The organism is Prosthecomicrobium pneumaticum (genome assembly GCF_014199915.1).
Lineage (GTDB): Bacteria > Pseudomonadota > Alphaproteobacteria > Rhizobiales > Kaistiaceae > Prosthecomicrobium > Prosthecomicrobium pneumaticum.
Window position 1 is genome coordinate 130760 of sequence record NZ_JACHOO010000001.1, and the last position, 18398, is coordinate 149157.

Genomic DNA, 18398 nt, shown 5'->3' on the forward strand with positions numbered 1-18398 from the left:
TGCGGCGCCGGGTGCGTCGTTCTAGAGCTTCCGGAACCGCAGCTCCCGTATGCCCGAGGATGCCCCTATGAACCTCGCCTTGCGCACGCCCGACCCCAAGAAGCTCTTGAAGGGCGCGACCGGCGACTGGGAAGTGGTCGTCGGCATGGAGGTGCACGCCCAGGTCACCTCGAAATCGAAGCTCTTTTCCGGCGCCTCGACCGAGTTCGGCGGCGCGCCGAACAGCCATGTCAGCCTCGTCGATGCCGCCATGCCGGGCATGCTGCCGGTGATCAATGCCGAATGCGTCGCGCAGGCGGTGCGCACCGGCCTCGGCCTCAAGGCGAAGATCAACCCGGTCAGCGTGTTCGACCGGAAGAACTATTTCTACCCCGACCTGCCGCAGGGCTATCAGATCTCCCAGTACAAGCAGCCGATCGTCGGCGAGGGCGAGATCACGGTCGATCTCGAAGGCGGCGAGACGATCACGGTCGGCATCGAGCGGCTGCATCTCGAGCAGGATGCCGGCAAGTCGGTGCACGACCAGCACCCGACGCTCTCCTATGTCGATCTCAACCGCTCCGGCGTCGCGCTGATGGAGATCGTCTCGCGGCCGGACCTGCGCTCGGCGGAGGAGGCGAGCGCCTATCTCTCGAAGCTGCGCACCATCCTGCGCTATCTCGGCACCTGCGACGGCAACATGGACGAGGGGTCGCTCCGGGCCGACGTCAACGTTTCGGTCCGCCGGCCGGGCGACCCGCTCGGCACGCGCTGCGAGATCAAGAACGTCAACTCGATCCGCTTCGTCCGGCAGGCGGTCGAGGCCGAGGCGCGGCGGCAGATCGGGATCATCGAGGATGGCGGCACGATCGACCAGGAGACGCGCCTCTTCGATCCGTCGAAGGGCGAGACCCGCTCGATGCGCTCCAAGGAGGAGGCGCACGACTACCGCTATTTCCCCGATCCGGACCTCTTGCCGCTCGAGCTCGACGAGGCCTGGATCGCCTCTCTCGCCGAAGGCCTGCCTGAACTTCCTGACGCCAAGAAGGCCCGCTTCATCGCCGAATACGGCCTCTCGGCCTATGACGCGACCGTGCTCGTCGACGAGAAGGCGACCGCCGATTTCTACGAAGCGGCGGCGCGCGGACGCGATCCGAAGATCGTCGCCAACTGGGTGACCCAGGAACTCGCCTTCCGCCTCAACAAGGACGGCAAGGGCATCGAGGAGAGCCCGGTCTCGCCCGAGCAGATCGGCGCGGTGGTCGACCTGATCGCCGACGGCACGATCTCGGGCAAGATCGCCAAGGACCTCTTCGACATCGTCTGGAGCGAGGGCGGCGATCCGCGCGCCATCGTCGAGGCGCGCGGCATGAAGCAGGTGACCGACACCGGCGCGATCGAGAAGGTCGTCGAGGAGATCATCGCCGCCAATCCGGAGAAGGTCGAGCAGCTGAAGGCGAAGCCGACGCTCGCCGGCTGGTTCGTCGGGCAGGTGATGAAGGCCTCGGGCGGCAAGGCCAATCCGCAGGCGGTCAACGACATCCTGAAGCGGAAGCTCGGCCTCTGATGATCGAGACGCTGCGGGCGAGGCTCGACCGCGGCGTCGGTCGGGTGGCGGGGCCGCGCGGGGCCGTCGCCTTCTGGCTGTTCTACGCCGTCTTCTTCGTGGCGCTCTATCTGGCGCTGTCGCGGACCCTGTCCTTCGACGATGCGGTCTCGGCCGAGCTGATGCAGGGCCGGCTCGCCGCCGCCTATCAGGTGCGCAATCCGCCGCTCTACGAATGGCTGCTCTTCCTCGTCACGGCGATCCTCGGGGACGGCGCGCCGGCCCATGCGGTGCTGCGCTACGGGCTGATCGCGTTGTTCGGCTGCGCGACCTATCTCGGCGCGCTGCGCACCTCCGGCTCGGCGGTCGTCGCCTGGGGCGTGTCGATCTCGCTCGTCGCTTTCTCCTGGCTGCTCTTCGATCTCCACCATGCGACGACGCATTCGCTGCCGATCCTGTCGCTCGGCGTGTTCGCCTTCGTGCTCGTCTGCGACCAGATCGAGCGTCCGACGGTCTGGCGCGCGGCACTGCTCGGGCTGGTGATCGGCTTCGGCCTCGTCGCCAAATGGAGCTTCGCCCTCTATGTCGCCGGTCTCGTGCTGGCGCTCGCGAGCGATCGCGACGGGCGCCGATTGCTGTTCGATGTCCGCACCCTCGCGACAATCGCCTTCGCCGTCCTGCCTCTGCTGCCGGTGATCGTCTGGCTCGCCGGGCCGGGCCGCGATTTCATCGATATGGCACAGCACAATCTCGCCCGCTCGAACGCGCCCTGGGCGGAGCGGGTGGCCGAAGGCCTGGTGAGACTCGCGATCGGGGCGAGCACCTTCGTGCTGTCCTGGCTCATGTTCATGGCCGTCGTCGGTTTGCCCGCACGAAGGCCGACGCCCGACCGGCCTGCGCCGCGCGCGGCCATCGCGGCGCGGCTGGCGCTGCGCACCACCGTCGGCGCGCTCATCCTTGCCGCGGTGGGCGTCGTCGTGATCGGCGCGACCCACACCGACTACCGCTACATGTATCCGCTCTTCCTCGTCGCCCCCCCGGCCATGGCGGGCTTCCTTGCGCCGCGGGTCGACCATCGCCGGTTCGCGCAAGGCGTTCTCGCGATCGCCCCCTTCGTCTTCCTCGGGGCGGCGATCGCCCGCACCTACCTGCTCCTCGATCCCGCCGATTTCATGCGCCGCTTCGCCTATGAAGAACTCGTGGACGAACTGCGCGTGCGCGGTCTCGTGCCGGCGACGGTGATCGCGCTCGACCGGCGCGATGCCGGCAATCTCCTCGGCCTGTTGCCGGAGTCGCAGGTGCGCGCGGCGGGCCGGGCGGGACCCGCCGGCACTGCCGAGCAACCCTGTCTCGTCGTCGCCGGCAGCGACCGCGGCGCGTCTCCCCGGCCGCCCGAAGCGATCGCCGCGGATCTGCGGCGGCTGCTCGGCGAGGCAGCGACGCCGGAGGCGATCGAGACGATCGCGATCGATCAGGATCCCGTCTGGGGGCCGCCGCGCCGGGTGCACTGGCATCTCGTTTCCGGCGCCGCCGCCGCGTCCGCCTGCAGGGCCGAGGAGCGCGAGGTCGGTGACGAGGATGGGTGACCATGGCCCGCCGGCTTCGCCCGTGACAGGCCGCCGCGACGCGGTTATGGTCGCGGCGTTTCCGACCCTCCCGTCGGCCCGGCTGGCACGGGCGCGCGCACAGACGGCCTTCGCATGACCACCACTGCTGTTGGAGAGCGCGGCCGGCTCGATCCGGTCGTTCTCGGCATCCTCCTCTACTTCGCCGCGCACACGCTCATCCGCGTCGTCGGCGTGCCGAATTTCGGCGTCGACGACACCGAGGCGGAGGTCCGCACCCAGATCTTCTCGCTCTACTACAACGCGCGTAACCCGCCTCTCTTCGACTGGCTGTTTTACGGAGCGCAGCAGCTCTTCGGCAGCACCAACACCACCATCCACCTCTTGAAGGCGGTGCTCTATTCCGGTGCCGGAATCCTGCTCTATTACGGCATCCGGCCGTTCTTCCGGCATCGAAGCGCGCTCTACGCCGCCATCCTCGGCTATCCGTCGACGATCTTCTTCGGCTGGTTCACTTTCCAGCAGTTTTCCCATACCGCGGCCTTCTTTCTTGCGATCGGCCTTGTGGTCTATGCCTATATGCGCGTGCTGAAGCACGGCAATGCCGGTGCCTATGTGCTGCTCGGCGTGGCGCTCGGGCTCGGCTTCATGTCGAAATACCTGTTCGCGATCCTCTTCGTCGCGCTGTTCGTCTCGGGCCTGATGCGGCCGGCCTACCGGGCGCGGCTCCTGTCGGCGAAGATGCTCGTCGTTCTGCCGGTCGCGCTGTTGATCCTCGTGCCGTTCGCCATCGGCTTCTGGCTCAACATCGACGAGACCGGCGCGACGCTGCGCCATCGGATCGTCGGTTCGGCGTCGAGCGTCGCCGAATCGCTCTTCTGGCTCGCGGCGCTGTCGGCCTTCTACTGGCTGCCGCTCGTCGCTCTGCTCGGCGCGGCCCATCTGCGATGGCGAGGGAGGTCTGCGCCGACGGCCACGGAGCACAGCGAAGGGGTGGTCGGCCCGGGCGATCCGGACTTCTATCCCTGGATGCGCGATGCGACCCTGATCATGATCGCCACCATGGTGTTCGCGGTCACCGTGCTCGGCACCGAGATCGGCAGCGGCGGCGAGCGCTATCTGGTCGGCGCCTTGCCGCTCCTCCCGGTCGCGATCTTCGCGTGGGTCGATCGCCGGCCGGCCTTCCCGGCCGATGCGGTCCGTCGCTTTCTCCGTTTCGCGATGGTCTTCATCATCGGCACGGCGGCGGTTCGGATCCTCTTCTTCGTCCTGGCGGCGCCGCCCGTCTGCATGCCGCGCTGCATGGTCTTCGTCGATTACGGCAACGTCCTGCAGCAGCTCACGCCGCTCCCCGGCGAGACGGGCGTCGTGCTGACCGACCATGTCCATATCGGGTCGAACCTGCGGCAATATCTGCCGGACACGTTCGTCCGCGTCGGCAGCTACAATCGCCGCGACGTGTTCGGCCTGCCGGCGCCCGAGGTGCGGAGCTGCCATCTCGTCTGGTTCGAACGCTTCCGCAAGGATCGCCCCAGCACGGCCGAAGAGGCGCTCTCCTCGGTGCTCGGCCGCCCTGCAACGGCGCAGGATATGGCGGCCGTCGGCACGCCGGAGACGGTCACCCTCGGCTGGTGGACGCGGCTTCTCGAGGCACGCGATCCTCCGCCGCTCCTCGGCGTGGCGAAGGTCGACCCGGCGAGCCCGATCTGCGGCGATCCGCAGCCGGGCGGTTGACCGGCCGGCTGCAGGAGCGCCCCCTTTGCCCTATGATCCGGTACCCCCAAACCAGCGAGCGGGAGTTCAGCCATGACCGTCACGCAGACCCAGCCGATCGAGCTCCACTACTGGCCGACGCCGAACGGCCACAAGATCACGATCATGCTCGAGGAACTCGGCGTCCCTTACGCGTTGCACTATGTGAACATCTCGAAGGGCGATCAGTTCAAGCCGGACTTCCTCTCCATCTCGCCGAACAACAAGATGCCGGCCATCGTCGACCCGGAGGGGCCGGACGGCCAGCCGATTTCGGTCTTCGAATCGGGGGCCATCCTGCTCTATCTCGGCCGCAAGTTCGGCCGGTTCTATCCTACCGCCGACGAGCGGGCGCGCGTCGCGGTCGAGGAATGGCTGATGTGGCAGATGGGCGGTTTCGGCCCGATGCTCGGCCAGGGCAATCACTTCCGCATCTACGCGCCGGAGAAGATCCCCTACGCCATCAAGCGCTATGAGGACGAGACGCATCGCCTCTATGGCGTGCTCGACAAAAGGCTCGCCGACCGCGAGTTCGTCGCCGGCGATTACTCGATCGCCGACATCGCCATCATCGGCTGGGCGAAGGGCATGGAGCGGCAGGGTATCGAGCCGACAGAATTCCGGAATGTCGCGCGCTGGCGAGAGACGATGCTTGCCCGTCCCGCGGTCGAGCGCGGCTTCGCCGTCGTCGCTCCGACGCCGCCGACCAATCTCGCCGACGACAAGGAAGCGCAGAAAGTTCTCTTCAACCAGCGCGCCCGCTGATCGCGACTGCCGGCGGCGGGCCGTCCGCCCGCCGCATGGTGAATGGCGGATCGGTGCGGGTCACATCCCCTTAACCACACCGCCCGCCATACGGGGACGCGGCGCGCTTTCGGCGCCGCGTTCCGAATCGGTTAACCTCTCGTTAGGACTCCGGCGGGCTCAATGCCGGCAACCGAGACGTACGACCTCACGGCTCCTTGGCGACGGCGAATCCTCATGCTGCGGTGCACATCGACAGACGCGCCCGTAGCTGCTAACCAAAGGCTGCTGGGGACGTCAACGCAGGCGGAACGACGGGGACCAATGCAGGGCAGGGTGCTTCTCACCGCGGCGACCATGGTTTCGGCGGCCGCCATTCTCGCTTCTTGCGCTTCGCCGCCGCCGCCGAAGACGGCGCGGAGCAAAGAATATTTCAGCGAGAAGAAGTACGGGGTGAAGGCGAGCCCGCGCGTCGTGAACTATGGCGAGCGGGTGCCGCAGGGCGGCGGTCGACGGATGGTCGGCAAGCCCTATACGGTCGCCGGTCAGGTCTATAAACCTCAGGATGTCGACGAGGATTACACGGCCGTCGGCCGGGCCTCATGGTATGGTTCGGCGTTCCACGGCCGGCTGACCGCGAACGGCGAAGTCTACGATGTCGATAGCATCACGGCCGCGCATCCGACGATGCCGCTGCCGAGCTATGCCCGGGTGACCAATGTCGAGAACGGCCGCTCGGTGGTGGTGCGCGTCAACGATCGCGGTCCCTATCACAGCAACCGCATGATGGACCTGTCCGAGCGCGCCGCCGAATTGCTCGATACCAAGCGCGACGGCGTCGGCACGATCCAGGTGCAGTATCTCGGTCCCGCCCCGCTCGAGGGCCATGACCAGAAGAAACTTCTGGCGACCTATCAAGGACCGGACTCGAATGCCTCCGGCGGCATGGGTCACACCATGCTCGCTTTCCTCGGCCTCGGCGGACGTCACGACCGCGGGCGCGATCGCGACACCGTGCGTCCCGCCGCCGCTCCGCAGCGCGCCGAGCCGGCGCCTGTGCTCGTCGCGATGGCGCCGATCCCGCGCGACCGTCCGGAATACGGCATCGCGGACGGCTATGCCGTCGATGCCTACACCTATGCGGTGATCGCCGCCCGCGAGGAGCGTGCGCAGACCGTCGCCGCGGTCGAGGAGCGGCCGGTCGCCCGGGTCACCACCAAGACGGCGTCCGTCGCGCCCGGCCTCGCGCCGGGTCCGCAGACCCTCGGCACGATCAGCGTCTCGCAGCCGATCGGCTATGGCGAGGGGACCGCTATCCCGGCCGTCTGGTCGGACGATCCAGTCTACGCCGTCTCGACCGCGGGTTCGTCCTTCTCGGCCGCTCCGATCTCCGCACGGGCCCATGCCGCGGCCGCCGATCTCGCCAGGCAGATCGATCTCGCTTCCGCGCTCGAGGACGCCGCCTGGCGCGAGGCCGGGCGCCGCGGCCTGCGCTGAACGGTGGGGCCGGACGGCGACCCGCCCTCCGCGGCGCCTGCCGACGAGGACCGCACGGTCGGGCGCCAGACGGTGCTGGTCGGCGACTGTCTGGTCCGCCTCGCGGAGCTGCCCGAGGGCTCTGTCGATGTCGTGGTGACGTCGCCGCCCTATAATATCGGCCTCGCCTATAACGCCTATGACGATGGCGGGGATCGCGCCGCCTATCTCGATTTCATCGCTGCGGCGGGCCGCGCGCTGAAGCGCGTGCTCGCGCCGGGCGGTTCGTTCTTTCTCAACATCGCCGGCACGGCGAGCGACCCCTGGATCGCGCAGGAGGTGGCGGCGGCGCTGCGACCGCTTTTCGTGCTGCAGAACGCCATCGTCTGGGTGAAGTCGATCGCCATCGACGGCCGCTCCGTCGGCCATTTCAAGCCGATCAACAGCCGGCGCTATCTCAACCACACCTATGAGCACGTCTTCCACTTCACCGCGACGGGCGCCGTGCCGCTCGATCGTCTGGCGGTGGGCGTGCCGTTCCAGGACAAGTCGAACATCGCGCGCTTCGGCCATGACGCCGACCGACGCTGCGCCGGCAATGTCTGGTTCATCCGTTACGAGACGATCCGCAGCCGCGGCGAACGCTTCCACCATCCGAGCCCGTTCCCCGTCGAACTTCCCGAGCGCTGCATTCTCCTGCACGGCCGCCGCGACGCCACGGTGCTCGATCCCTTTCTCGGCACCGGCTCGACCCTCGTCGCCGCGGAGCGGCTCGGCTGCCGCGGCATCGGCATCGAGCTCGATCCCGTCTATGCCGCCGCCGCCGTCCGGCGGCTCGAGGGCCTCGCGCCGCTCGCCCCGGACGTGGCGTGAGCGCGGCGCTCCGTCTTATCGACCGCCGGCGTGAAAACGGTTAAACCGCCGCCATGGCATCACTGAACGGAAACGCCGCCGAGACCCGCTGGGGGCCGCGCGGCACGGCCGGGGCGACGATCGCGGCGCGGCTCGCCTTCGAGGGCATCCGCCATTCCTACGGCGGAGGCGCCTCGCTCGACGGCGTCGCCTTCACCGTCGAGCCCGGCGAGATCCTCTGCCTGCTCGGGCGGTCCGGCTGCGGCAAGACCACGCTGTTGCGCGTCACGGCGGGTCTCGAGCGCCAGAGTGCGGGCCGCATCACGGTGAACGGGCTCGAGATCGCCGGCCCGCGCGCTTTCCTCGCGCCGGAGAAGCGCGGCATCGGCCTGATGTTCCAGGACTATGCCCTGTTCCCGCATCTCTCGAACCTGCGCAATGTGATGTTCGGGCTCGCCGGGCTGAAGCCTGCCGAGGCGGCGGACGTCGCGCGGCGGGCGCTCGCCCGCGTCGGCCTCGAACATCATGCCGAGGCCTTCCCGCACGCCCTTTCGGGCGGCGAACAGCAGCGGGTCGCGCTCGCCCGCGCGATCGCGCCGCGCCCCTCCGTGCTCCTGATGGACGAGCCCTTCTCGAATCTCGATCGCCGGCTGCGCGATCAGGTGCGCGAGGAGACGCTGGCGGTGCTCCGCGAGACGCGGGCCACCGCGATCATCGTCACTCATGATCCGGAGGAGGCGATGCGGCTCGGCGACCGGATCGCGCTGATGCGGGCCGGCCGGCTCGTCCAGATCGGCGAGGCGCGCACGCTCTACGAGACGCCCGCCGATCTCTTCGCGGCACGCTTCTTCTCGGAGCTCAACGAATTCGAGGGCCGCGTGTCCGCCGGCGCGGTCGACACCCCGCTCGGACGGATCGCGGCGCCCGGCCGTGCCGAGGGCGAGACGGTGGTGGTGGCGGTGCGGCCGCAGGGTGTCGCCGTCGCGCCGGCGGGCGCCGGCGTGCCCGGCCGGGTGATCGGCCACCGCTTCCTCGGCGAGGTCGACCAGCTCGACGTCGCGATCGATGGAACGGACATTCCGGTGAAGGCCCGCGCCCGCATCACCGCACCTTTCGCCGTCGGCGACGAAGTCGGTCTCTCGCTCACGCCGCGCGACGTGCTCGTCTTCGCCAAGGACGGCTGATTCGCCAAGGACGGCTGACCGGCGCTGGCGCCGCCCCCGCGTCACTCGCCGTAGGGCACCCAGATGTTCTTGACCTGGGTCGCCCGGCGGAGGAACTCCCGGCCCTGGCCTTCTGCCGGACTCGTCCAGCGGACGGGCCGGGCATGGGCCCACACCGGTTTCAGATTGCCGGCCGAGGCAGCCTCCACGGCCGACGCACCGTCGTCGACGCCGAAATACCAGAAGGCCGCGACATCGTCGTGCTCGGCGAGGGTCTTTGCGAGCACGGACCGCTCGCCGGTGACGATGTTGACGACGCCGCCCGGCACGTCGCTGGTGTCGAGCAGCTGATAGAAATCCGTGGCGACGAGCGGGAAGACCGGCGAGGGGACGACCACCACCCGGTTGCCCATGGCGATCGCCGGTGCGACGAGCGAGACGAAGGCGACGAGCGGCGCTTCGTCCGGACAGGCGATGGCGATCGTGCCGAACGGCTCGTTCATGGCGAGCGTCACGTTGCGCGAGCGGGTGGCGTGGACGAGGCCGTCATATTTGTCGGCCCACGCGGCGTAATGGGCGATCCGCGCCACCGCCGCCTCGACCTCGGCGGCCGCGGCCTTCGCATCTCCATCGACGAGCGTGGCGATGCGGTCGCGGAAGTCGTTCGCCCGCGCCTCGAGATTCTCCGCGAGGTAATAGAGCACCTGGGCGCGGTTGTGCGCGGTCACGCCGGCCCAGGCGGAGGCCTTGTTCGCCGCCTCGACCGCGTTGCGGATGTCCTTGCGGTTGCCGAGGCCGACCTGGCCGGCGGCCGCGCCGCGATGATCGGTGACGGTGTAGCTGTAGCCCGAATCCGGCCGCGCCTGCTTGCCGCCGATATAGAGCTTCGCCGTCCGGTCGAAGCGCGGCGCGGTGGCGACGGCCTCCGGCAGGGCCGCGGCCGGTGCTGCCGAGAAGTCGACGCTCCGCAGCCGCACCGGCTTCGCTTCCGTCACGTCCGCGGCCGGCACGAGATAGTCGGCGAGCCCTTCGCGCCCGCCCTCGCGGCCGAAGCCCGATTCGCGATAGCCGCCGAAGCCGGCGGCGGCGTCGAACAGATTGGCGGCGTTGATCCAGACGACGCCGGCCTTCAGCCGCGCCGCCGCGTCGAGCGCGACATTGATGTTCTCCGACCAGACCGAGGCGGCGAGGCCGTAGCGGGAATTGTTGGCGAGCTCGATCGCCTCCGCCTGGGTGCGGAAGGTCATCGCGACGAGAACCGGGCCGAAGATCTCCTCCTGCGCCAGCGTCGAGGCCGGGCCGACGCCCGTCACGAGCGTCGGCGGGAAGTAGAGGCCCTCCTTCGGCAGCGGCGCTCCCAGCTGGTGGCAGACGGCGCCCTCGGCCCGGCCGGCCTCGACGAGGCTGCGGATCCGCTCGAGCTGCACGGTATCGACGATCGCTCCGACATCGGTCGACTTGTCGAGCGGATCGCCGACGCGCAGCGTCTCCATCCGTGCCTTGAGCTTGCCGATCAGCCGGTCGGCGACCGCCTCCTGGACGAGCAGGCGCGACCCGGCGCAGCACACCTGGCCCTGGTTGAACCAGATCGAATCGACGACGCCCTCGACCGCCGCATCGAGATCGGCGTCGTCGAAGACGATGAAGGGCGACTTGCCGCCGAGTTCGAGGCCGAGCTTCTTTCCCGTGCCGGCGGTCGCCTTGCGGATGAGCCGGCCGACCTCGGTCGACCCCGTGAAGGCGATCTTGTCGACGTCCGGATGCTCGACGAGCAGCGCGCCGGTGCGGCCGTCGCCGGTGACGATGTTGACGACGCCCTGCGGCAGGCCGGCCTCGCGGCAGAGTTCGGCGAAGGCGAGGGCGGAGAGCGGGGTGAACTCCGCCGGCTTCAGCACCACCGTATTGCCCGCCGCGAGCGCCGGCGCGACCTTCCAGGCGAGCATCAGGAGGGGGAAGTTCCACGGCACGATCTGGCCGCAGACGCCGACCGGCCGGTGCTGGGGGAACTCGCTCTCGATCAGCTCGGCCCAGCCGGCGTGATGGTAGAAATGGCGGACGACGAGCGGGATGTCGATGTCGCGGCTCTCGCGGATCGGCTTGCCGTTGTCCATCGTTTCGAGCACGGCGAAGAAACGCTCGCGCTTCTGCAGCAGCCGCGCGAGGGCATAGAGATATCTGGCGCGGGCATGGCCGGACAGCGCCTGCCAGGGCGCCAGCGCGGCCTTTGCCGCCGCGACCGCGGCGTCGATATCGGCGGCGGAGCCTTGCGCGACCTCGGCGAGCAGCGCGCCGGTCGCCGGATTGCGGACCTCGAAATGGCCGCCCTCGGCGGGGTCGGCGTGCTCGCCATCGATGAAATGGCCGAAGCGCGGCCGTGCCGCGAGCCAGGCGAGAATCTCGGCATTCGCTTCCGGGGCGGGGCCGTAATCCATGGTGCGCAGGATGTCCTTGACGGCGGGCATGGCGGGCCTCAGGCGACGGCGTGACGGTTGTCGGCCGAATAGCGGCCGGTGACGAAATGTTCGAGCTGGCGGTCGATGTCGCCGAGCAGCGCGCTCGCGCCGAGCCGGAACAGCTCCGGCTCGAGCCAGTCGGTGCCGAGCTCCTCCTTCATCAGCGTCATCCAGGCGAGCGCGTCCTTGGCGGTGCGGATGCCGCCCGCCGGCTTGAAGCCGACGTCGAAGCCGGTGAGCGCGCGATAGTCGCGGATGGCGCGGGCCATCACGAGGCTGACCGGCAGGGTGGCGTTGACATCCTCCTTGCCGGTCGAGGTCTTGATGAAATCGGCGCCCGCCATCATCGCGACCATCGAGGCCTTGTAGACGTTCCTGAGCGACCGCAGATCGCCGGTGGCGAGGATCGCCTTCAGATGCGCATCCCCGCAGGCGGCCCGCATCGCACGCACCTCGTCATGGAGCGCCCGCCAGTTCTGATCGAGCACGTGGCTGCGGGTGATCACGATGTCGATCTCGGCCGCACCTTCCTCGACGGCGTAGCGGATCTCCTCGAGCTTCAGCCGCGTCGGGATGAGGCCGGCCGGAAAGCCGGTGGCGACCGAGGCGACCGGGACGCCGCTGCCTTCGAGCGCCCGCACCGCCGCGGGCACCATCGCCGGATAGACGCAGACCGCCCCGGTGGTGAGGGAGAAGTCGAGCCCCAGCGCGGCGACGAGATCGTCCCTGAGCGGCTTGCGGGCCTTGGCGCACAACCGGGCGACGCGCTCCTCGGTGTCGTCGCCGGCGAGCGTCGTCAGGTCGATGAGCTGGATGGCGCGGACGAGCCAGGCCGCCTGCCACTCCTTCTTCACGGTGCGACGGGTGGTGATCGTCGCGGCGCGCCGCTCGGCCGCCGAGAGGTTGACGCGCGCCGCGTCGAACCACTCGACATGCAGCGGCGTGCCCTCGTTGCGCGGCCGGACGTTCGGCAGGGCGGCGGCGTCGGCCGGCGCCGCGCCGCGGATCTGGACGGGTTCAGCGGCCATCACGATTCTCCGAGGACATGGCGCGCCGTGCTCTCGTCGGCGACCAGGACGTTGACATAGCGGGCGCGCAGGGCGGCGAGGACGACGGCGTGCTTCGACCGGCCGGCGCTGATGCCGATCGACAGCGCCTTGTCGCGCAGCGCCGCCGGCGCGAGGCCGATGGTGCGGGCATCGAGCGCGGGATCGCTGATCGCGCCGTCCGGCCCGATCACCCGGCCGAGAATGTCGCCCACCGCGCCCTGGGCGCGCAGCCGCAGCATGGTCTCGCCATCGATATAGCCCGACTGGACCAGGACCGAATCGGCCGGCAGGCTACCGAGGCCGAAACAGGCGACCGGCGCCTCCGCACCGCGATCGAGCACGCGGCGGATGATCGGATCGGCGACGAGCGCGTCGCGCGTCGCGGCCTGGCCGAGAATGGCGGGCACCGGCAGCAGGGTCGCCGTGCCGCGCGCCGCCGCCGCGAAACGCTCGGCGACGGCGTTGGTCGGCGCGCGGGTGCTTCTGAGGTGCGTCGCGCCGTTCAGGAGCACGACCTCGACCCCTTCTGCCCAGCCGGCCGGCAGGCGCTCGGCGACCGCCGACATGGTGCGGCCCCATGAAACCCCGATCAGCGAGAGGCGCGGGCCCAGCGCGGCGAGATAGCGGGCGGCGGCCTCGGCGACGGCGGGGAGGGAGGCCCCCTCGGCATCGTCCGTCTCCTGGACGATCACCGCCTCGGCGAGGCCGAACGCCTTCTGCAGCCGGGTTTCGAGGGCAGGCAGCCGGTTCGCCCGCGGCGCGATCTCGATCCGCACCAGCCCGATCTCGCGCGCCTCGCGCAGCAGCCGGGCGACCTGGAAGCGGTTGAGCCCGAGCGCCCGGCCGATCTCGGTCTGGGTCCGTTCGAGATCGTAATAGAGCTTGGCGGCCTGGATCATCAGCGGCTCGCGCGCCTCCGCCGACAGGCCGCGGAGCGGGGTGTCGGTCTCGGTCTCGGCGCTGCGGGCCGGCGTGTCGGTCATGACGGCCGTTTCATCCCTGAGGGCGGCGCGCTCCGGACGGCCGAGCGCGCGGTGACCGCCCTTCTATCACGATGCGCTCATTCGAGCAAAGAGTGCTCCTATGTGATCACCCGTAGAGGCCCCGCCGCGCCGGGACCGCGCGGGCGCGGGCGCGTCGGCCCGCGCGGCGGCGCGAGGACGACGGCGAGGCGGGAGAAGAGGATGGGGAAAGAGGGCGGCCGCCGGCCTCAGATCTGGTCGCGGCGGGTGAGGGCACGGACGATCTCGCGGCCGCCGATCACGCCGGCGAGCCGGCCCTCGGCGTCGACGAGCGCGATCGGCCGCAGCCGCTCGCCGCGCAGCGCGATCGCCGCCCGCAGCGTCAGGTCGAGCGGCGCGACGACGATGTCGGCCTCCGCATCCGGACCGCCGAGCGTCGCGTCGCGGCCGTTCTCGGTCGCCGCCGCCGGCCGGCCTTCGGCGTCGAGCGAGAGCCGCAGCCGGCCCTCGGGATCGAGCAGCACGGCGGGGCCGATCCGCGGCGTCTCGGCGAGCGGCGTCATGATCGCGCCGCCGCGCAGCACGTCGAGCGGGTTGACGTGCTGCACGAAGGCGGCGACGTAATCATTGGCGGGGCGGGCGAGAATGTCCTCGACGCTGCCCGACTGGACGATCCGGCCCGCCTCCATGATGGCGATCCGGCTGCCGAGCTTCATCGCCTCGTCGAGATCGTGGCTGACGAAGAGGATGGTCTTCTTCAGGCTCTTCTGCAGCGCCAGCATCTCGTCCTGCAGCCGGTCGCGGATGAGCGGGTCGAGCGCCGAGAAGGGCTCGTCCATCAGGAGGATGTCGGCGTCGGTGGCGAGCGCTCGGGCGAGGCCGACGCGCTGCTGCATGCCGCCGGAGAGTTCGGCCGCGTAGCGGTCGGCCCATTTGTCGAGCGCCACGAGATCGAGCATCTGCGCCACCTTCGCGTCGCGCTCGGCCTTCGGCACGCCGGCGAGTTCGAGCCCGAAGCCGACATTCTGGCGGACGGTGCGCCAGGGCAGCAGCGCGAACTGCTGGAACACCATGGCGATCCGCCGCGTCCGGAGCGTCCTGAGCAGCCCCGGCTCGCAGCCGCCGAGATCGACCGTGCGGCCCTCATGGGCGATTTCGAGCCGGCCGCGGGCGATCGGCGCGAGGCCGTTGACGGCGCGCAGCAGGGTCGACTTGCCGGAGCCCGACAGGCCCATCAGGACGCAGATCTCGCCGGCCTCGACGTCGAGCGTCGCGCCCGAGGCGGCGAGCATCAGGCCCGTTGCGGCGAAGACGTCCTCGCGGCTCGCGCCACGGTCGAGCATGGCGAGGGCGCGGCCCTTCCATTTCGGCGAGATCGAGCGGCCGCGGCCGAGCAGCACGTCGACCGAGCGAAAGGCGATCGCGGCCACGCTCAGCGTTCCTCCCGGCGCGGGAATTTCGGCGGCGGCACCGGCCGCTTGCACACCCGGTCGAGGATGATCGCGATCACCACGATGGCGAGGCCCGCCTCGAAGCCCTGCGCGACATTGACGGTGTTGAGCGCGCGCACGACGGGCTTGCCGAGCCCGTCCGCGCCGACCAGCGCGGCGATCACCACCATCGACAGCGACAGCATGATGCACTGGGTGACGCCCGCCATGATGCTCGGCAGGGCGGCGGGCAGCTCGACCTTCCAGAGCAGTTGCGTCCGCGTCGCGCCGAAGGCCCGGCCCGCTTCGACGAGCGGGGTTGGGATCGCGGTGATGCCGAGATGGGTGAGGCGGATCGGCGCGGGGAGGGCGAAGACGACGGTGGAGATCAGCCCGGGCACGACGCCGAGCCCGAAGAGAACGAGCGTCGGGATCAGATAGACGAAGGTCGGGATCGTCTGCATCAGGTCGAGCGCCGGCCGGACGACGGCGTAGAGCCAGGGGCGGTGGGCCGTCGCGATGCCGATCGGCACGCCGATCGCGACCGAGATCAGCGTCGCCCAGAAGACGAGGGCGAGCGTCTCCATCGTCTCCTTCCAGTAGCCGAGATTGGCGACGAGAAGGAGGGCGAGCGCGACGAACAGCACCAGCCAGACCGAGCGCTGCAGCGCATAGACCGCGATCGCCGCGAGGGCGACGAAGACGAGCGGCGGCAGGACGAGGAGCGCGTGGGTGACGCCCTCGATCAGCGCTTCGAGAACGATCGAAACGATGTCGAAGAAGCCCTGCGCATGCGCGTTGAGGAAGCGCACACCCCCCTCGAGCGCCTTGCCGACCGGAATCTTCGGAACGGAGAGCCAATCAGGCACAGGCTGTCCTCGTCTGTCCCCTGCCGCGCGGGAGAAGGCCGGGCGACGGCCGGCCGCGCGAACGCGAAGCGGCCGCCGCGCGGGAATTCAGAGGCCGAGGCTCGCCTTGACGGCGTCGAGGCCCGGCTGGCCGTCGAAGGTGGTGACGCCGGCGAGCCAGGGCTCGAGTGCCGCCGGATTGGCCTTCAGCCATTCCTCGGCCGCAGCGGCCGGGTCCTTGCCGTCATTGAGGATGGCGCCCATCACCTGGCCTTCCTGGGCGAGGGTGAAGACCATGTTCTCGACGAGGCGCCCGGCATTGCCGCATTCCGCTGCCCAGCCGGCGCGGGCATTGGTGTAGACCGTTGCGCCGCCGAAATTCGGGCCGAACACGTCGTCGCCGCCCGACAGGTATTCCATCGGGAACTTCTCGTTCATCGGATGCGGCGCCCAGCCGAGGAAGACGATCGGCTGCTTGCGCTGCACCGAGCGGTCGACCTGGGCGAGCATGCCCTGCTCGCTCGATTCGACCAGTTCGAAGCCGCCGAGATCGAACTGGTTGCCCTCGATCATGCCGAGGATCAGGCGGTTGCCGTCATTGCCCGGCTCGATGCCGTAGATCTTGCCGCCGAGCGCGTCCTTGAACTTCGCGATGTCGGCGAAGGATTTGAGGCCGGCCTCGAAGCTGTAGGCGGGCACGGCGAGCGTGTATTTCGCGCCCTCGAGGTTGGCGCCCAGCACCTCGACCGAGCCGTCCTCGACGAAGGGCTTCCGGTCGGCTTCCATCGAGGGCATCCAGTTGCCGAGGAAGACGTCGATGTCCTTGTTCTTCATCGACTGGTAGGTGACCGGCACGGACAGCACCTCGGCCGAGGGCTGATAGCCGAGCGCGGTGAGGATGCGGGAGGTGATCGCCGTCGTCGCGGTGATGTCGGTCCAGCCGACATCGGCGAAGCGCACGGGCTTGCAGCTCTCCGGCTCTGCCGCCGCCGCGATCTGCGCCGTCGCGGCGAGTGCTCCGAGCGCCACGAAAGCGGCCTTCAACCCCTTCATCCCATCCTCCTGTCGGCTTCGCCGGCGGTCTCGCCCGCCATGGCGCCCCGGAGGGGCGCGAGCGCGATCATGTGTGGCGGCAGCCGGAAAAAGATGCAAGACGCCGCATGCCGCCGCGACGCGGGCGCGGGCGCCCTTTGAGGCGGCGCAAGGATTTTCTTCGCCCGGGCGCGTAGGAAAGCCGCAGGCCCGGCGTTAAGGGGTCGGATCGGAAACAGGACCACCGAAGATGCAAGAGCCGTCGAAGACAGCGGCGAAGGAGGCCTCCGTCGACCAGCAGAGGCTGCGCGACCTGCTCGCTTCGAGCGGGCCGAGCCGCGCCGCGCGGCTCATGCGCTGGATCGGGCTCGCCGCCGTGCTCGTCGCGGCCGTTCTCGGCTATCTCTACTGGTCGGGTTCGTCGACGCAGACGAGCTATACGACGGCCGCCGCCACACGGGGCGATCTGGTGGTGACGGTCTCGGCGACGGGCTCGCTGCAGCCGACCGACGAGGTCACCGTGTCGAGCGAGCAGTCCGGAACGATCCGTCTCGTCAATGTCGACTACAACAGCCGGGTGAAGAAGGGCGACGTGCTCGCCGAGATCGACAAGACCTCGCTCACCCTCGCCGTCGACAGCGCCCGGGCGGCCTTGCGGGCCGCCGAGGCGAGCGTCGCGCAGGCGAAGGCGACCGTCGACCAGAAGGAAGCCGTCTTCAACCGGACGAGTGCTCTCGCGACGCGCAATTTCTCCTCCCAGCAGGATCTCGAATCGGCCAAGGCCGATTACGAACTGGCGACCGCCGCGGTCGCTTCGGCCGAGGCCGATGTCGACAAGGCGAAGGCCGCGCTTTCGACCGCCGAGACCAACCTCGCCCGCGCCGATATCGTATCGCCGATCGACGGCGTCGTGCTGTCGCGCGATGTCGATCCGGGCCAGACGGTCGCCGCCTCCTTCCAGGCGCCGGAGCTCTTCACCATCGCCGGCGACCTGACGCGGATGGAATTGCAGGCGGATGTCGACGAGGCGGATGTCGGCTCGGTCAAGGCCGGGCAGGCCGCCACCTTCACCGTCGACGCCTATGCCGACCGGGTGTTCCCCTCGAGTGTGCGCGACATCCGTTTCATGTCGGAGACGACGGACAATGTGGTCACCTACAAGGCGCTGCTCGAGGTCGACAACTCCGAGCTGATCCTGCGGCCCGGCATGACCGCGACCGCCGACATCGTCGCCGAGAAGGTCGAGAACGCGCTGCTGATCGCCAATGCGGCGCTCCGCTACGCCCCGCCGCAGACGGCGAGCCGCTCGTCCGGCGGCGGCCTGTTCGGCGGCCTGTTCCGTCCGCCGCAGATGGGCGCGGCGACGACCAATGTCGCCACGACCGGCAAGAGCCGGACCGTCTGGGTGCTGAAGGAGGGCGTGCCGACCGCCGTGCCGATCGAGATCGGCTCGACGGACGGCCAGCGTACCGTCGTCGTCTCGGGCGGGCTGGCGGAAGGCGATCTCGTGATCACCGACGCCGTCACCCGGACGAAGTGAGGAGAGG

Annotated in this window: 14 protein-coding genes; 8 read left to right on the forward strand and 6 right to left on the reverse strand. The window is 69.7% G+C overall.

Going from position 1 to position 18398, the window contains the following annotated elements:
* Positions 1-67 precede the first annotated feature (67 nt).
* From gatB to GGQ63_RS00680, 7 genes are all read left to right on the forward strand, one after another.
* Positions 68-1546: an Asp-tRNA(Asn)/Glu-tRNA(Gln) amidotransferase subunit GatB gene (gene gatB / locus GGQ63_RS00650; protein WP_183851669.1), complete on the forward strand. Its 1479-nt coding sequence runs from the start codon at positions 68-70 to the stop codon at positions 1544-1546.
* A complete protein-coding gene (locus GGQ63_RS00655) occupies positions 1546-3111 on the forward strand; it encodes a glycosyltransferase family protein (protein WP_183851670.1) in 1566 nt (521 codons plus the stop codon). The genes gatB and GGQ63_RS00655 overlap by 1 nt, the downstream gene beginning before the upstream one ends.
* Before the next feature lie 114 nt (positions 3112-3225).
* Positions 3226-4824, forward strand: coding sequence for an ArnT family glycosyltransferase (locus tag GGQ63_RS00660; RefSeq protein WP_183851671.1), 1599 nt, complete (start codon positions 3226-3228; stop codon positions 4822-4824).
* Positions 4825-4896: 72 nt separating this feature from the next.
* Positions 4897-5607 carry a glutathione S-transferase N-terminal domain-containing protein gene (locus GGQ63_RS00665; protein WP_183851672.1) on the forward strand — a complete coding sequence of 237 codons (711 nt, stop codon included), beginning with the start codon at positions 4897-4899 and terminating at the stop codon, positions 5605-5607.
* A 432-nt stretch (positions 5608-6039) separates the two neighbouring features.
* Complete coding sequence (locus GGQ63_RS22170; protein WP_343061047.1) at positions 6040-7083, forward strand: septal ring lytic transglycosylase RlpA family protein; 1044 nt, start codon at positions 6040-6042, stop codon at positions 7081-7083.
* A 3-nt stretch (positions 7084-7086) separates the two neighbouring features.
* Positions 7087-7935, forward strand: coding sequence for a DNA methyltransferase (locus GGQ63_RS00675; RefSeq protein ID WP_210308340.1), 849 nt, complete (start codon positions 7087-7089; stop codon positions 7933-7935).
* 53 nt (positions 7936-7988) lie between these two features.
* Entirely contained in the window at positions 7989-9098 is a 1110-nt protein-coding gene (locus tag GGQ63_RS00680; protein WP_183851673.1) for an ABC transporter ATP-binding protein, read from the forward strand.
* Between the two features lie 41 nt (positions 9099-9139).
* On the opposite strand, the gene GGQ63_RS00685 is transcribed toward GGQ63_RS00680, so the two are convergent.
* From GGQ63_RS00685 to GGQ63_RS00710, 6 genes are all read right to left on the reverse strand, one after another.
* The gene (locus GGQ63_RS00685; RefSeq protein WP_183851674.1) at positions 9140-11539 is read right to left on the reverse strand and encodes an aldehyde dehydrogenase family protein; all 2400 of its coding nucleotides are present in this window, start codon (positions 11537-11539) and stop codon (positions 9140-9142) included.
* An 8-nt stretch (positions 11540-11547) separates the two neighbouring features.
* Positions 11548-12558 (reverse strand): deoxyribose-phosphate aldolase, encoded by a 1011-nt coding sequence (gene deoC, locus GGQ63_RS00690; RefSeq protein WP_183851675.1) that lies wholly within the window; start codon positions 12556-12558, stop codon positions 11548-11550.
* Positions 12558-13562 (reverse strand): sugar-binding transcriptional regulator, encoded by a 1005-nt coding sequence (locus tag GGQ63_RS00695; RefSeq protein WP_183851676.1) that lies wholly within the window; start codon positions 13560-13562, stop codon positions 12558-12560. Before GGQ63_RS00695 ends, deoC begins: the two co-directional genes overlap by 1 nt.
* A 227-nt stretch (positions 13563-13789) precedes the next feature.
* Positions 13790-14971: a choline ABC transporter ATP-binding protein gene (choV, locus tag GGQ63_RS00700; RefSeq protein WP_183851677.1), complete on the reverse strand. Its 1182-nt coding sequence runs from the start codon at positions 14969-14971 to the stop codon at positions 13790-13792.
* Between the two features lie 2 nt (positions 14972-14973).
* Complete coding sequence (gene choW / locus GGQ63_RS00705; protein ID WP_183851678.1) at positions 14974-15840, reverse strand: choline ABC transporter permease subunit; 867 nt, start codon at positions 15838-15840, stop codon at positions 14974-14976.
* Between the two features lie 87 nt (positions 15841-15927).
* Complete coding sequence (locus GGQ63_RS00710) at positions 15928-16872, reverse strand: choline ABC transporter substrate-binding protein (protein ID WP_183851679.1); 945 nt, start codon at positions 16870-16872, stop codon at positions 15928-15930.
* A 229-nt stretch (positions 16873-17101) separates the two neighbouring features.
* On the opposite strand from GGQ63_RS00710, the gene GGQ63_RS00715 reads away from it, so the two are divergent.
* A complete protein-coding gene (locus tag GGQ63_RS00715; RefSeq protein ID WP_183851680.1) occupies positions 17102-18391 on the forward strand; it encodes an efflux RND transporter periplasmic adaptor subunit in 1290 nt (429 codons plus the stop codon).
* Positions 18392-18398: the final 7 nt, after the last annotated feature.